This is a genomic window from Caldimonas manganoxidans ATCC BAA-369, from assembly GCF_000381125.1.
GTDB classification, from domain to species: Bacteria; Pseudomonadota; Gammaproteobacteria; order Burkholderiales; family Burkholderiaceae_C; genus Caldimonas; species Caldimonas manganoxidans.
Genome location: NZ_KB905932.1, coordinates 46,600 through 59,803, shown reverse-complemented (window position 1 = coordinate 59,803; position 13,204 = coordinate 46,600). Strand labels below are relative to the sequence as shown.

The window sequence follows — 13,204 nt, the reverse complement described above, 5'->3', positions numbered from 1 at the left end:
TGTGAGCCAGACCCTGGAAGCTTTGCAGCGGCGCCTGGGGCACCGCTTTGCCAATCCGGCGCTGCTGCGCGCGGCACTGACGCACCGCAGCTTCGGAGCCGATCACAACGAGCGGCTGGAGTTTCTGGGCGATGCAGTGTTGGGGCTGGCCGTCTCCAGCCTGCTCTATGAGCGCCTGGGCCGCAGTGACGAAGGCGATTTGTCGCGGGTGCGTGCGCATTTGGTGCGTCAAGATTCCTTGTACCGCATGGCTTTGAGCCTGCAACTGCCCGACTGCCTGCGCTTGAGCGAGGGCGAAGCTCGCAGCGGGGGCGCCCGGCGGCCGTCCATCCTGGCCGATGCGCTGGAAGCCCTGGTCGGGGCGGTCTACCTGGATGCCGGCTTCGAGTCGGCCCAGGCCGTGGTGCGCCGACTGTTCGAGCCGGTGCTGTCCCAAGACGACCTGCAGGCCTCGGCCAAGGACCCCAAAACCGAATTGCAGGAATGGCTGCAGGCGCGGCGTCTGCCGGTGCCCACCTATGCCATCGTGGAAACCCGGGGGCAGGCGCATCGCCAGGAATTTGTCGTACGCTGCACGGTGGCGGCGCTGCAGGTGGAGCGTTTGGGCGAGGGCACCTCGCGGCGTGCCGCCGAACAGCAGGCCGCCGAGGCCGTGCTGGCCTATTTGAAGTCCTCGCATTCCTGAGGGGCCCTTTTTTCGGCGGTGCGTCCGCCCTGATGTGTCGTGAACCTCGAAGACCTCAACCAGCCTCCTGCCGAACCCAGCCGCGGTCAACGCTGCGGTCTGGTGGCCATCGTCGGCCGCCCCAATGTAGGCAAGTCCACGCTGCTCAATGCCCTGGTGGGCCAGAAGGTGAGCATCACCTCACGCAAGGCTCAGACCACGCGGCACCGCATCACGGGCATCCGCACGGTGGGCGATACCCAATACATCTTCGTCGATACGCCGGGCTTTCAGACGCGCCACAGCAATGCCCTGAACCGTACCCTCAATCGCACGGTGCTGTCGTCGGTGGCCGATGTCGATGTGGTGCTGTTCGTGGTCGAAGCCGGCCGCTATGGCATGGACGACGCCAAGGTGCTGGCCTTGTTGCCCGAGCGCAAGCCGGTCTTTCTGGTGGCCAATAAGCTGGACAAGGTGGTGCGTCGCTCGGAACTGGCCCCGTGGCTCAAAGGCATGCAGGAGCGCCATCCCTTTGCGGAGTTCGTGCCCTTGTCGGCCAAGCGGCCTGAGGACGCGCGGCGATTGCTCGACATCGTGCGGCCTTATCTGCCCGAACAGCCCTGGTGGTACGACGAGGATGCGCTCACCGATCGCAGCGAGCGTTTCCTGGCCGGTGAGATCATTCGCGAGAAGCTCTTTCGCCTCACCGGGGACGAGCTGCCGTATTCCTCGACCGTGGTGGTCGACAAGTTCGAAGAGGAAGGCCGTTTCCGGCGCATTGCGGCCACCATCATCGTCGAGCGCGAGGCTCACAAGGGCATGGTCATCGGCGAGGGCGGCGAGCGGCTCAAGCGCATTGGCACCGAAGCACGGCAGGAGCTGGAAAAGCTCATGGACGCCAAGGTCTTCCTCGAACTGTGGGTGAAGGTGCGCTCGGGTTGGGCCGACGACGAGGAGCGGCTGCGCTCTTACGGCTACGAATAGGCTGTCCGTCGCACACCATGGCCAGACGCAACTCGGGCGGCCGGCGGCATGCGCACCGCGTGGCGGGCGAGCCCGCCTATGTGCTGCATCACTACGATTGGAGTGAGTCCAGCCTGATCCTGGACCTGTTCACCCGCCATCATGGACGCGTGGTGGTGGTGGCCAAAGGGGCCAAGCGGCCTTATTCGCAACTGCGCCCGGTGTTGTTGCCGTTTCAGCGCTTGCTGGTGAGCTACAGCAGTCGGGATGAGGATGGGGCGGAGGTCCACACCTTGAAAGCCGCCGACTGGGCCGGGGGCTTGCCAATGCCCACTGGTGCGGCCTTGCTCACCGGCTTTTACCTCAATGAGCTGCTGATGAAGCTGCTGGCCCGCTCGGATGCCCACCCGCGTTTGTTCGATCACTATGCGGCCACCTTGCCGGCCCTGGCCGGGGCGGAGGATGTCGGTGTGCAGGCCGCTTTGCGGGCGTTCGAACTGGCGCTGCTGCGGGGGATTGGCGTGCTGCCCGAGCTGCATACCGAGACTTTGACTCAGCTGCCCGTGCAGGATGAGGTTCGCTACGGCTTGGATGCCGAGGCTGGGGTGCATGCGCTCGCCCCTGGCGAGGTGGGTTTGCGCGGGGCCTGGCTGCGCGAGGCTCAGCGGGCGTTGGCGCTGTCCGACGGGCCGCATGGGCTGGCCGCCGTGCAACAGGCGTGCCGCCTGGCCTTGCCCGAGCTCAAGTCGGCGCTGCGCGGCTTGCTTCACTATCATCTGGGCACGCCCATGCTGCGCACCCGCCAGCTCTTGATGGAACTCCAGCAACCATGATTTTTTCCGGCACCTCCTCTGCGCCTTTGCTCGGCGTGAACATCGACCACGTGGCCACCTTGCGCAATGCCCGTGGAGGGCGCTTTCCAGACCCCGTGGCTGCCGCCGAGCTGGCGGTGCACGCCGGAGCGGACATCATCACCTTCCATCTGCGTGAAGACCGGCGACACATCCGCGACGAGGACGTGCACCGACTCAAAGCGACCTTGCACGTGCCGCTCAATTTCGAGGCGGCCGTCACCGACGAGATGCTGGGCCTGATCGAACAGGTGCGCCCGCAGCATGTCTGCCTGGTGCCCGAGCGCCGTCAAGAACTGACCACCGAAGGGGGGTTGGACGTGCTGGGGCAGTTCGGCCGCGTGCAAGAGGCCTGCGCGCGTCTGGCGGCCGCGGGTTGCCGCGTCTCGCTGTTCATCGGACCGGATCCGGCGCAGATCGAGGCCAGTGCCCGCGCCGGTGCGCCTTGCATCGAGATCCATACCGGTACCTATGCCGAGGCCTGGTGGGCCCAGGACCGGCCGGCCATGCAGGCGGAATTGGAGCGCATCCGGCAGGCCCTGCGGCTGGGCCGCTCGTTGGGCCTGCGGACCCACGCCGGCCATGGTCTGGCCGTGTGGGATCGCCCGCCGCCGCATCCGGGGCCCAGCAGCACCGCGGCGATCGCGGCCCTGCCCGAAGTGGCCGAGCTGCACATCGGCCATGCGCTGATTGGCCATGCGGTGTTCGTGGGCCTGCGTCAAGCGATCGCGGACTTCAAGGCCGAAGCGGTGCGGGCGAGGCAAGGCGCGTGATCTACGGCATCGGCACCGACATCTGCGACATCCGCCGCATCGAGGCGGCCTGGCAGCGCCATGGTGAGCGCTTTGCGCTCAGGGTGCTGGGCCCGCATGAGATCGAGGTGTTTCGCCGGCGCCGTGCCAAGCTGTCGGCGCGCGGCCTGCGCTATTTGGCCACGCGGTTTTCGGCCAAGGAAGCCTTCTCCAAAGCCGTCGGCCTGGGGCTGCGCTGGCCAATGACCTGGCGGGCGTGCGAAATCGTCAACGCATCGAGCGGCAAGCCCGAGATTCGCTTGCATGGGGAGCTGGCGGCCTGGTTCGAGGCCCGTCATTTGCGCGCCCATGTGAGCCTGAGCGATGAAACCGACTATGCCGCCAGCTTCGTGGTGGTGGAAACGAAGGAGTGACATGAGCCTGCTGCCCGAGCATGCCCCGGTGGTTCTCGACATCGCCGGCACCACGCTGGATGCGGACGACCGCCGCCGCCTGCAGCACCCGTTGACGGGCGGCCTGATTTTGTTTGCGCGCAACTGGGCCGACCGCCGCCAGCTCGTCGAGCTGACGGTGGAAGTGAAATCGCTGCGCCCGGACGTGTTGATCTGCGTGGACCATGAAGGCGGGCGTGTGCAGCGCTTCCGCACCGATGGCTTCACCCACCTGCCGCCGATGCGCCGCCTGGGCGAGCTGTGGATGGAGGATGCCCTGCGCGCCACCGAGGCGGCCACGGCCTGCGGCTATGTGCTGGCCTCGGAGCTGCGCGCCTGTGGGGTGGACTTCAGCTTCACGCCGGTGCTCGATCTCGACCATGGTCCCAGCGGCGTGATCGGCGACCGCTCGTTCCACCGCGATGCCCGCGTGGTGACGCTGTTGGCCAAGAGCTTGATGCATGGCCTGTTGCTGGCAGGAATGCAGTCGTGCGGCAAGCACTTCCCCGGCCATGGCTATGTGGCGGCCGATTCGCATGTGGACATTCCCGTGGATCGCCGCTCGCTCAAAGCCATCTTGGCCGAGGATGCGAAGCCTTATGAATGGCTGAGCACGGCGCTGACTGCGGTGATGCCAGCCCATGTGATCTATCCCAAGGTCGATGCCTTGCCGGCGGGTTTCTCGCGCCGTTGGCTGCAAGACATCCTGCGCGGTCGACTGGGCTTTACCGGAGCGATTTTCAGCGATGACCTGAGCATGCGTGGGGCCAGCGTGATGGGAGATGCCGTGCAGGGGGCCGTGGCCGCTTTGCAGGCCGGCTGCGACTTGGTGTTGTTGTGCAACCAGTCGGTGGTGGACGGTGGGGCGGCGCTGGACGCCCTGCTGGACGGCCTGTGGGAGGCCCGTGAGCACGGCCGCTGGCTGCCCAGCGCCGACAGCGAGGCGCGACGCTTGGATCTGCTGCCCCAGGACGCGCCGCGCGCCTGGGACGAGCTGATGCATCATGCCCCTTATCAGCAGGCGCTGGCGCGCCTGCCCTGAGCGCCTCACTGCTGCTGTTGCTGCTGCTGGGCCTGGACGGCCTCGAAGGGCAGGGTGAACTGGGCGAGGTCTTTGCGCGTCTCGACCAGCACCAGCGGGCCGTCGTCCAGCATCACGACGGGCTTGCGTTGGCGCGGCACGTGGATGGGCGAAGGCGTGTTGGCGATCAACTCCTGGGCGGCACGCACTTTGTCCGCATCGGAATGCACCCACTCCAGACCCGCGGAGGCGGCCAGCTGCTGGAGGCTGGAGACGGGCAGCTCGTAAGGCGGCACCACGGGCGAGGGACGCGGGCCGCTGGGCGTCTGCGCGGCGGGGGCGATCACGTCCTCAGCAGGTGCGGCTTCGGTCACCTCGGACGCCGAGCCTTCGGCGGCCGACGCGTCGGCGGACGACGGCTCACCGCCGTCTTGCGGACGGCGCTCGCGGCGGAAGCGGTCACGCCCGCGGCCTCGGCGGCTCTCGCCTTCAGGCGCCTGGGCGTGGTGGGCCTGCTCGGATGATGCGCCCGATCGCGTCGGCTCGGGGGCAGCCTCAGGCTCGATCTCGGCTTCGGCGCTCAAGCCATCGGGGGCGGCGGCCAGCGTGTCGCTGGCGGCCTCGCGCTCACCCCGGCGGCCCCGGCCGTTGCGGCGGCGGCGACGGCCGGGTTCGCGGCTGCCTTCGGCCGGGGTGTCGCCCGGGAGCTGAGGCACGGTGTCGACGAAGGCCGTGTCCGCGACCGCGTCTGCCGTGGCGGCGGCTTCACGTTCCGGAGGGGCGGACGCCGGGCGACGCGACTCCTGCGGCCGTGCGTCGCTGCGCGGCTCACCCCGGGGGTCGCTGCCACGCGCCCCGCGCGCCGCGGTGCTGTCGGTCGCGTCGCTGCGCGCTTCGCCAGGGCGTCCGCCGCGCCCCTCGCCGCGGTTCGCACGCCCTTCGCGGCGGTTGTCGGCACGTGCTTCGGCACGCTCGCTGCGGTCGCCTCCACGGGCTGCGCGGCGGCCTTCACCACGGCGTGGCTCCTGTCGATCGGATTGGGGGCCCTTGGCCGCTGGCTGCGCCGGGGCAGGGGCGGCCGCAGGGGCTGCGGCCGGCTCGGAGCGGCCGGCAAACAGCTTTTTCAGCCAGCCGAAGAATCCGCCGCTGGCGGGCTGCGGCGAGGCCACGGGCGGGGGGGCCGCTGGGGCAGGCGCCGCGGCCGCCGGTGCCGGCTTGGGCGCGGCCACCGGGGCCGGGGTTTCGGGCAGGATGCCTTTGATCACCGGTTCCTGCTTGGATCGCCCTTTCTCGTTGGCGTCGCGACGACGGGTGATGCCCACCTCGTCGTCGGGTTCCTCGATCATGGTGTAGCTGGCCTGCAGGTTCTCCAGCCGGGGGTCGTCGTGGCGCAGGCGCTCGAGCTTGTAGTTGGGGGTCTCGAGGTGCTTGTTGGGCACCAGGATGACGGTGACGCGTTGCTTGAGTTCGATCTTGGTGATCTCGGTGCGCTTTTCGTTGAGCAAGAAGCTGGTGACTTCCACCGGCACTTGCACGTGCACCGCCGCGGTGTTTTCCTTCATCGCCTCTTCCTGCACCATGCGCAGGATTTGCAAGGCGGAGGATTCGGTATCGCGGATATGGCCCGTTCCGTTGCAACGCGGGCAGGTGATGTGGCTGCCTTCGCTCAAGGCCGGGCGCAGGCGCTGGCGCGACAGTTCGAGCAGGCCGAACTTGCTGATCGTGCCCAGCTGCACGCGCGCGCGGTCAGGACGCACGGCATCGCGCAGGCGCTGTTCGACCTCGCGGCGGTTCTTGGACTCCTCCATGTCGATGAAGTCCACGACGATCAATCCGCCCAGGTCGCGCAAGCGCATCTGGCGGGCGATTTCATCGGCCGCTTCGAGGTTGGTGCGGGTGGCGGTTTCTTCGATGTCGCTGCCACGGGTGGCGCGGGCCGAGTTGACGTCGATGGACACCAGGGCCTCGGTGTGATCGATCACGATGGCCCCGCCCGAGGGCAGCGTCACGGTGCGTGAGAAGGCCGTTTCGATTTGGTGCTCGATCTGGAAGCGGCTGAACAGCGGGGCGTCGTCACGGTAGCGTTTCACGCGGTGCGCCATCTCGGGCATCACGTGATTCATGAACTGGTGAGCCTGCTCGTAGATGTCATCGGTGTCGATCAGGATCTCGCCGATGTCCGGGGTGAAGTAGTCGCGGATGGCCCGGATGACGAGCGAGGATTCCTGATAGATCAGGAAGGCACCCTTGCCGGCTTTGGCCGCCTCGTCGATGGCGGACCACAGCTTGAGCATGTAGTTGAGGTCCCACTGCAGCTCGGCCACGCTGCGGCCGATGCCGGCGGTGCGGGCGATCAGGCTCATGCCTTTGGGGTATTCGAGCTGGTCCAGCGCCTCTTTGAGTTCTTCGCGGTCTTCGCCCTCGATGCGGCGCGAGACGCCACCTCCGCGCGGATTGTTGGGCATGAGCACCAGGTAGCGCCCGGCCAGCGAGATGAAGGTGGTCAGTGCCGCTCCTTTGTTGCCGCGCTCTTCCTTCTCCACCTGGACCAGCAGTTCCTGGCCTTCTTTGATGACGTCGGCGATCTTGGCGTTGCGCACGTCGACGCCTTCTTTGAAGTACTGGCGCGAGATTTCCTTGAAGGGCAGGAAGCCGTGACGGTCTTCGCCGTAATCGACGAAGCAGGCCTCCAGCGAGGGCTCCACGCGGGTGACGACGGCCTTGTAGATGTTGCCTTTGCGTTGTTCGCGACCTTCGATCTCGGTCTCGAAATCGAGCAGCTTCTGGCCATCGACGATGGCCAAGCGACGCTCTTCCTGCTGCGTCGCGTTGATCAGCATGCGCTTCATGTGCACTCCTTCGCCTGAGCGGGCCCCTCAGGGGGCCGGCGCAAGCACTACCACATACCGCCGTCGGCTCGACGACCGGGGCGGCTCAACGATGCACGAGGAACGCAATCAGGAACCGGAAGGAATCGCCCTGGACGGCCGGCACGACGGAGCTTCCGTCGGTCAGCCGCGTTGGCGCGTGCGAGGAGTGAACGGAATTGCGGACCGCGGGCGCCGCAGCGCCCTTGCGCTGGCTGGGCCGGATGCCTTCTCGCCGCCAAGCCGCCGAGCCCGCCGGCCCAAGCACAGGGCCGCCGAATGGCCGCAGCGCTGCGGCGGCGGGGGAAGGAGGTCGGAAGGCAGGGTCCGCATGGGATCACTGAACGCAAGGCTGCAGGCGGATGCTTCCGAGACCGGGGCGCCTCGGGAGGGCGCGGACGGTTTCGCCAGCAATGCCGGCCTGCGGCCGGAAAACCTTGTTGTTGGGTTCTTGTGTGCGTTGGCTCTGACGCAGGCCGTGGATTCTGCCGTCGGCTCACCTTGGGAGACGACCCGCAGCCACGCGCCTGCGCTGCATCAACTCTTGTGGCCGCCCCCCACTCCCCCACGGACTCAGGCACGGTGAGCGTGGGCAGCCGACCCGTTGGCGCTGGGTGTTCGAGAGCCCTCAGACCACCCCCGCCGGGGCGGGAAGGGTAAACTCTTGCAAATCAAACACTTACAACGCAAACGTGGTGCAACAGATTATAGGGGCGAAACCGCCGGCTGCGCGCAGCGGTGTGGAGCCACAGCCCGCGGTGCGCCATGTCGTGATCGATGAAGCCTCGGCCGGCCAGCGTCTGGACAATTTTCTGGCCAAAACGCTCAAAGGGGTACCCAAGTCGCTCATCTATCGCATCGTGCGCAGCGGCGAGGTGCGCGTGAACAAGGCCCGGGCGGCAGCCGACACTCGCCTGGCCTTGGGCGACGAGGTGCGTGTGCCGCCGGTGCGTCTGGCGGCAAGAAGTGAGTCCGTGCTTACGCCGGCGCGTGAGTTTCCGGTCGTGTACGAAGACGAACATCTCCTCGTCGTGGACAAGCCCGCTGGGGTGGCCGTGCATGGTGGCAGTGGGGTGAGCTTTGGCGTGATCGAGCAGCTGCGCCGTGCGCGGCCGCAGGCGCGGATGTTGGAGTTGGTGCATCGCCTGGACAAAGAGACCTCCGGCCTGCTGCTCATCGCCAAGAAACGCAGCGCACTGACGGCCTTGCAGGACCAGTTTCGCAGCCGGGAGACCGGCAAGACCTATGCCGCCTTGGTCGTCGGGGCTTGGCCAGCGCACAAAAAGCGGATCGACGTTGCGCTGCACAAATATCTCACGCCCGAGGGCGAACGGCGGGTGCGCGCGGTGGCCCCCGGCGCAGAGGAGGGGCGGCGCTCGATCAGTCTGGTCAAAGTGGTGCAGGCCTTTGCTGGCTACACCTTGCTCGATGTGAGCATCAAGACCGGTCGGACTCACCAGATCCGTGTGCATCTGGCCCATGAGGGGCATCCCATTCTGGGTGACGACAAGTACGGCGACTTTGCCTTGAATCGCGCCTGGGCGCGGGGCCAGATCGTGGCGGGCCACCGGTTCGATCGCATGTTCCTGCACGCGCGGCGCTTGCGTTTCGAGCATCCGGCCAGTGGCCAGACCCTGGACCTGGAGTCGCCCCTGCCGCCTGCGTGCGCCCAATTGCTCCACCACTTATGAGCCTGCGACCCCGCCAGTTCGACCTGATCGTCTTCGATTGGGACGGCACCTTGTTCGATTCCACCGCGCTGATCGTGCGCTGCATCCAGGCGGCATGCGCCGACCTGGGGCTGCCCGTCCCTGGGGAGCGGGAGGCCGCTTATGTGATCGGCCTGGGATTGCATGATGCGTTGCAGCGGGTCGCACCGGGCTTGCCGGTGCAGCGCTATGCCGAGCTGGGGCAGCGCTATCGACACCACTATTTCGCGCAGCAGCACGAACTGGTGCTGTTCGAGGGCAGCTTGGCGATGTTGCACGCGCTCAAGCGTCGTCACCACTGGCTGGCCGTGGCCACGGGCAAGTCGCGTCGCGGGCTGGACGAGGCGCTGCGCCATGCGCAGCTCCAAGGCGTTTTCGACGGCACGCGCACGGCCGATGAAACCGCCTCCAAGCCCCACCCGCGCATGCTGCTGGAACTGATGCGTGAGTTCGGCGTGGAGCCCGAGCGCACGTTGATGATCGGCGACACGGTGCACGACATGCAGCTGGCGGCCAATGCGGGTGCGGTGGGCGTGGCGGTGACGTACGGGGCTCATGATGCGGCGGCCTTGCGCGAGTGGTCCCCGCGCTTCGTGGCCGACTCGGTGGGTGAGCTGCACCATTGGCTGGAGGCTCATGCATGAACCCGGGGATCGAACTGTGCGATTCACAAACGCTGACCGAGCGCGGCAAGGCGGTGCTGTTCGAGGTGCGCCTGTGGAACGAGCCGGTGCGGGCTTTTGCGCTACGCTTCGAGGGTCGTGCGGTTGCCTATGTGAACCGTTGCGCCCATGTGCCGGCCGAGATGGATTGGCAGCCTGGGGAATTTCTCGACGACAGCCGCGAATGGATCATTTGTTCCATCCACGGTGCCGTCTATGACCCGCGCACCGGGGAATGCGTTGCTGGACCTTGCGCCCGCGCGCGCCTGATCGAGGTGCCGGTGGGCGAACACGAGGGCAAGGTCTATTGGTATCCCAGTGACGACGTGCAACCGGTGTCGGACGGTTGATGCACTTTGCGCCCCTCTGAACGACGACGAATCTTCTTTTCGACAGGATGTCATGGAACCCGAGACCTCCCTTTCCACCCCCACCGCGTCCCGCGGGGATGATGCGATTGCCCGGCTGGCCCAAGCCTATCTCCAGGATCGGCGGCGCGAGCGGCGTTGGCGTCTCTTTTTCCGCCTGGCCTGGCTGTTGCTCGCCGTCTCGGCGCTGGTGCTGGTGTATCGGCAAGGCGTGCAAGCCACGGCCCCCAGTGCGCCGCATACCGCGCTGATCGATGTGCGCGGGGAAATTGCCGCCGATGCGCCGGCCAGCGCAGAGAACCTGATCGGCGCCCTGCGCAATGCTTTCGAAGACAGCGGCGCGCAGGCGGTGGTGTTGCGCATCAACTCGCCTGGGGGCAGTCCGGTGCAGGCCGGCTTGATCAATGACGAGATCGAACGGCTGCGGCAGTTGCATGGCAAGCCGGTCTATGCGGTGTGCGAGGAAATGTGTGCGTCGGCGGCCTTCTACATCGCCGTGGCTGCCGATGAGGTGTTCGTGGACAAGGCCTCGCTGGTCGGTTCCATCGGGGTGCTGATGGATGGTTTCGGCTTCACTGGCTTGATGGACAAGCTGGGCGTCGAGCGCCGGCTGCTGACGGCCGGTGAGCACAAGGGCTTCCTGGACCCATTCTCGCCACAAACCGACAAGCACCGGGCCTATGCCCAGGCTTTGCTCGATCAGATCCACCAACAGTTCATCGCCGAGGTGCGTGAAGGCCGGGGGGAGCGTTTGCGCGACCAGGCCGAGGTGTTCTCGGGACTGGTGTGGAGCGGCCAGCAGGCCATCGACCTGGGCCTGGCCGACCACTTGGGCAGCCTGGACTATGTGGCTCGCGAGGTGGTCAAGGCCGAAGAGATCATCGACTACACGCCGCGCGAAAACGTGGCCGAACGCCTGGCCAAGCGTTTCGGTGCGGCCGTGGGCGAGGGTATGGTGGCGGCTCTACGCGGCCTTGGCGGCTTGCGCTGATCCCCCCGGCTTCAGGCCTGGAGCAAGCCTTTGCGTTCGATGAAATCGATGACGCGGTCCAGACCTTCATGGGTCTTGAGATTGGTCATCACCCAGGGGCGGTGGGGTCGCATGCGGGCGGTGTCGGCGGCCATCACCTCCAGGCTGGCGCCTACGTGAGGCGCCAAGTCGATCTTGTTGATGACGAACAGATCGCTCTTGGTGATGCCGGGGCCGCCCTTGCGCGGGATCTTCTCGCCGGCGGCCACGTCGATCACGTAGATCGTCAGATCCGACAGCTCCGGGCTGAAGGTGGCGGCCAGGTTGTCGCCGCCAGACTCGATGAAGACGATGTCCGCATTGGGGAACTTCGCCAGCATGCGGTCCACGGCTTCGAGATTGATGGAGGCGTCTTCCCGGATCGCCGTGTGCGGGCAGCCGCCCGTCTCCACGCCCATGATGCGCTCGGGCTCCAGGGCGCCGGCCACGGTGAGCAGGCGCTGGTCTTCCTTCGTGTAGATGTCGTTGGTGACCACCACCAGGTCGTAGCGGTGGCGCATGGCTTTGCACAACATCTCGACCAAGGTGGTCTTGCCCGAGCCCACGGGGCCGCCGACGCCCACGCGCAAGGGGGGAAGTTTCTTGGTGCGGCCGGGGATGGTGTGCAAGGGGGCGCTCATGATCGAAACAGGCGTGAGTATTGGGTTTCGTGCCGCGCCGACAGAATGGCCAGCCGCGGGGTGAAGGCCTGGCGGCTGGCATCGTCCAAGGACAATGCGGCAGCCACCATGGCGGGAATGTCGTGCGTCAGGCGCTCGAGGATGCGCTGGCCGGCGCTTTGACCCAGCGGTACGGCCTTGATGGCGGCTTGCACCATGTTTTCGGCCCAGCCGAATGCAAATGACAGCAGGGCCTGTTCGGCCGAGGCGCCCACTTGGGCCGCCGCCAGGGCAAATGCCACGGGATAGGTGGGCGCCGGTGACAGGGCGGCCAGCGCAGCCAGGCGCTCATCGCTGGATCGGTTTTTCAGCCATTCCAGCAGCGAGCGTCCCATTTGTTCGGTCTGCAGGCGCAATTCGGCCGACTCGCGGGTGTGGCGCACCCAGTCGTTCAGAGCCGTGATCCGCCGCAGGTCGCCGGCCTGCCAGGCCGGCACGGCCTGGGCCAGCACGGCCGCATCGGCGCGGCCCAGCGCAAGATGCAGGTGGTCGCTCAGCCAGGCGCTGGCCTGGGCTTCGTTCGTGACGAGGCCGGCCTCCACGGCCGCTTCCAGCCCTTCGGAATAGCTGAATCCGCCCACCGGCAACGCTGGCGAGGCCAGCCACATCAGTTGCAACCAGGGGGTCGATGCCGACATCTCGGTGAGCGTGGCGCGGATGCTCAGCGGGCGTGGGGGCCACCACCGCAGCCGTGCGCATGGCCATGGGTGTGGGGCGCGTGGCCGTGACCGTGGGCAGCGTGTCCATGGCCGCCGGCCGCATAGGCGCCGCCTTCCGGTTCGAAAGGCGCCTGCACCTCGGTGACGACGAGGTGCATCTGCCGCAGCATCTCGGCCAGCACGTGGTCGGGCTCGAGTTGCAGGTGGTCGGGCCGCACTTCCAGTGGCACATGGCGGTTGCCCAAGTGATAGGCGGCGCGCAGCAGGTCCAGGGGCGAGCCGTCGTCGGGGCAGATGCTCACGCGCAGCACGGGTTGTGGTGCGGCCTGCACGCGGATGAGCGAGCCGTCTTCGGCCACGAGCACGTCGCCGCCGCGCACGACGGTGCCGCGCGGCAGGAACACGCCCAGCGGGCGGCCTAGGCTGTCGGTGGCGTCGAAGCGGCTTTTTTGTCGCACGTCCCAGTCGAGGGCCACGGTGGCCGCTCGCTGCACCAGCACGGCGGCCAGGCCCTGGCCTTGGGGAAGGAGTTTGTGGACGGGCAGCATGTCGGTGAAGGTCCGTCGGC

14 protein-coding genes are annotated in these 13,204 nt (G+C 67.2%); 10 read left to right on the top strand and 4 right to left on the bottom strand.

Annotated features, from left to right (window positions below; genetic code table 11):
• Nucleotide 1: 1 nt before the first annotated feature.
• From rnc to nagZ, 6 genes are read left to right on the top strand one after another with little or no spacing between them, the layout of a single operon-like run.
• Nucleotides 2-685 carry a ribonuclease III gene (gene rnc, locus F615_RS0103245; protein WP_019559737.1) on the top strand — a complete coding sequence of 228 codons (684 nt, stop codon included), beginning with the start codon at nt 2-4 and terminating at the stop codon, nt 683-685.
• Between the two features lie 39 nt (nt 686-724).
• Nucleotides 725-1,648, top strand: coding sequence for a GTPase Era (gene era / locus F615_RS0103240; RefSeq protein ID WP_019559736.1), 924 nt, complete (start codon nt 725-727; stop codon nt 1,646-1,648).
• A 17-nt stretch (nt 1,649-1,665) separates the two neighbouring features.
• The gene (gene recO / locus F615_RS0103235; protein ID WP_019559735.1) at nt 1,666-2,460 is read left to right on the top strand and encodes a DNA repair protein RecO; all 795 of its coding nucleotides are present in this window, start codon (nt 1,666-1,668) and stop codon (nt 2,458-2,460) included.
• Nucleotides 2,457-3,251 carry a pyridoxine 5'-phosphate synthase gene (locus tag F615_RS0103230; RefSeq protein WP_019559734.1) on the top strand — a complete coding sequence of 265 codons (795 nt, stop codon included), beginning with the start codon at nt 2,457-2,459 and terminating at the stop codon, nt 3,249-3,251. The genes recO and F615_RS0103230 overlap by 4 nt, the downstream gene beginning before the upstream one ends.
• Entirely contained in the window at nt 3,248-3,643 is a 396-nt protein-coding gene (gene acpS / locus F615_RS0103225) for a holo-ACP synthase (protein ID WP_019559733.1), read from the top strand. The genes F615_RS0103230 and acpS overlap by 4 nt, the downstream gene beginning before the upstream one ends.
• A 10-nt stretch (nt 3,644-3,653) precedes the next feature.
• Nucleotides 3,654-4,703 carry a beta-N-acetylhexosaminidase gene (gene nagZ / locus F615_RS0103220; RefSeq protein WP_026329977.1) on the top strand — a complete coding sequence of 350 codons (1,050 nt, stop codon included), beginning with the start codon at nt 3,654-3,656 and terminating at the stop codon, nt 4,701-4,703.
• A gap of 5 nt (nt 4,704-4,708) precedes the next feature.
• Here nagZ and F615_RS0103215 read toward each other — a convergent pair whose 3' ends face one another.
• Nucleotides 4,709-7,531: an Rne/Rng family ribonuclease gene (locus tag F615_RS0103215; RefSeq protein ID WP_019559731.1), complete on the bottom strand. Its 2,823-nt coding sequence runs from the start codon at nt 7,529-7,531 to the stop codon at nt 4,709-4,711.
• A 713-nt stretch (nt 7,532-8,244) separates the two neighbouring features.
• Here F615_RS0103215 and F615_RS0103210 point away from each other — a divergent pair.
• From F615_RS0103210 to F615_RS17685, 4 genes are read left to right on the top strand one after another with little or no spacing between them, the layout of a single operon-like run.
• On the top strand, nt 8,245-9,240 hold the full coding sequence (locus tag F615_RS0103210) for an RluA family pseudouridine synthase (protein WP_033370913.1): 996 nt from the start codon (nt 8,245-8,247) through the stop codon (nt 9,238-9,240).
• Nucleotides 9,237-9,902, top strand: coding sequence for an HAD family hydrolase (locus tag F615_RS0103205; protein ID WP_019559729.1), 666 nt, complete (start codon nt 9,237-9,239; stop codon nt 9,900-9,902). The genes F615_RS0103210 and F615_RS0103205 overlap by 4 nt, the downstream gene beginning before the upstream one ends.
• On the top strand, nt 9,899-10,270 hold the full coding sequence (locus F615_RS0103200; protein WP_019559728.1) for a Rieske (2Fe-2S) protein: 372 nt from the start codon (nt 9,899-9,901) through the stop codon (nt 10,268-10,270). Before F615_RS0103205 ends, F615_RS0103200 begins: the two co-directional genes overlap by 4 nt.
• 52 nt (nt 10,271-10,322) lie before the next feature.
• Entirely contained in the window at nt 10,323-11,279 is a 957-nt protein-coding gene (locus F615_RS17685; RefSeq protein ID WP_019559727.1) for a S49 family peptidase, read from the top strand.
• 11 nt (nt 11,280-11,290) lie between these two features.
• On the opposite strand, the gene ureG is transcribed toward F615_RS17685, so the two are convergent.
• Genes ureG through ureE form a run of 3 tightly spaced genes read right to left on the bottom strand, consistent with a single transcriptional unit; the run spans nt 11,291 to nt 13,184 of the window.
• On the bottom strand, nt 11,291-11,938 hold the full coding sequence (gene ureG, locus F615_RS0103190; RefSeq protein ID WP_019559726.1) for an urease accessory protein UreG: 648 nt from the start codon (nt 11,936-11,938) through the stop codon (nt 11,291-11,293).
• Nucleotides 11,935-12,615, bottom strand: a complete 681-nt coding sequence (locus F615_RS0103185; RefSeq protein WP_019559725.1) for an urease accessory protein UreF — start codon at nt 12,613-12,615, stop codon at nt 11,935-11,937. Before F615_RS0103185 ends, ureG begins: the two co-directional genes overlap by 4 nt.
• 23 nt (nt 12,616-12,638) lie before the next feature.
• Nucleotides 12,639-13,184, bottom strand: coding sequence for an urease accessory protein UreE (gene ureE / locus F615_RS17680; RefSeq protein ID WP_019559724.1), 546 nt, complete (start codon nt 13,182-13,184; stop codon nt 12,639-12,641).
• Nucleotides 13,185-13,204: the final 20 nt, after the last annotated feature.

Coding starts and splice junctions, on each gene's coding strand:
- F615_RS0103215 (WP_019559731.1), bottom strand. CDS start 7,531: ATGAAGCGCATGCTGATCAACGCGACGCAGCAGGAAGAGCGTCGCTTG.
- F615_RS0103185 (WP_019559725.1), bottom strand. CDS start 12,615: ATGTCGGCATCGACCCCCTGGTTGCAACTGATGTGGCTGGCCTCGCCA.
- F615_RS0103200 (WP_019559728.1), top strand. CDS start 9,899: ATGAACCCGGGGATCGAACTGTGCGATTCACAAACGCTGACCGAGCGC.
- ureE (WP_019559724.1), bottom strand. CDS start 13,184: ATGCTGCCCGTCCACAAACTCCTTCCCCAAGGCCAGGGCCTGGCCGCC.
- ureG (WP_019559726.1), bottom strand. CDS start 11,938: ATGAGCGCCCCCTTGCACACCATCCCCGGCCGCACCAAGAAACTTCCC.
- F615_RS0103230 (WP_019559734.1), top strand. CDS start 2,457: ATGATTTTTTCCGGCACCTCCTCTGCGCCTTTGCTCGGCGTGAACATC.
- F615_RS17685 (WP_019559727.1), top strand. CDS start 10,323: ATGGAACCCGAGACCTCCCTTTCCACCCCCACCGCGTCCCGCGGGGAT.
- recO (WP_019559735.1), top strand. CDS start 1,666: ATGGCCAGACGCAACTCGGGCGGCCGGCGGCATGCGCACCGCGTGGCG.
- F615_RS0103205 (WP_019559729.1), top strand. CDS start 9,237: ATGAGCCTGCGACCCCGCCAGTTCGACCTGATCGTCTTCGATTGGGAC.